The following is a 477-nucleotide window of genomic DNA, read 5'->3' as shown; positions in this document are numbered from 1 at the left end:
CTCGCAGGAAGCGTACGATGAGCCGCTCGCGCATACAGAATGGCGTCGCCGGCGCCGTGCTGACCGGGGCCGTCCTCCTCGCCGCGAGCGTCATGTTTCTCGCCGTCGCCCTGCCGCCGCCAGAGATGGACCTTTTCGCCCGCCTCACCCCTCCGGGGGGGACCACCTTGCTCGGCTCTGACCAACTCGGCCGGCCGATCCTCGCCAGGGTTCTAGCCGGCGCCCCGTGGTCGCTGGGCGTCGCCTTCGCCGCGAACGCCATTTCGCTCGTGCTTGGCGTAAGCGCAGGTTTGCTCGCAGCGGAATTCGACGGCGTGCCCCGCAGGATCATCCTGCAGACGGTCAATCTGACGTTGTCCTTTCCCAGCCTGGTCGCCGCCATGGCGGCGGTAGCCATTCTCGGACAAAGCGCGGGCGCGGTGATCCTCGTCCTTGGCCTCCTCGCCTGGCCCCTGTTCGCCAGGGTCGTCTATGCCG

Annotated in this window: 1 pseudogene; it reads left to right on the top strand. The window is 68.6% G+C overall.

Annotation, left to right across the window (positions count from 1 at the left end):
- Nucleotides 1-17: 17 nt before the first annotated feature.
- Nucleotides 18-477 (top strand): annotated as a pseudogene (locus HX774_RS19265) (hypothetical protein); the annotation flags it as partial.

This window comes from Brevundimonas sp. P7753 (assembly GCF_013386595.1).
In the GTDB taxonomy this organism is placed as follows: domain Bacteria; phylum Pseudomonadota; class Alphaproteobacteria; order Caulobacterales; family Caulobacteraceae; genus Brevundimonas; species Brevundimonas bullata.
This window is presented reverse-complemented; position numbering and strand designations above follow the sequence as displayed.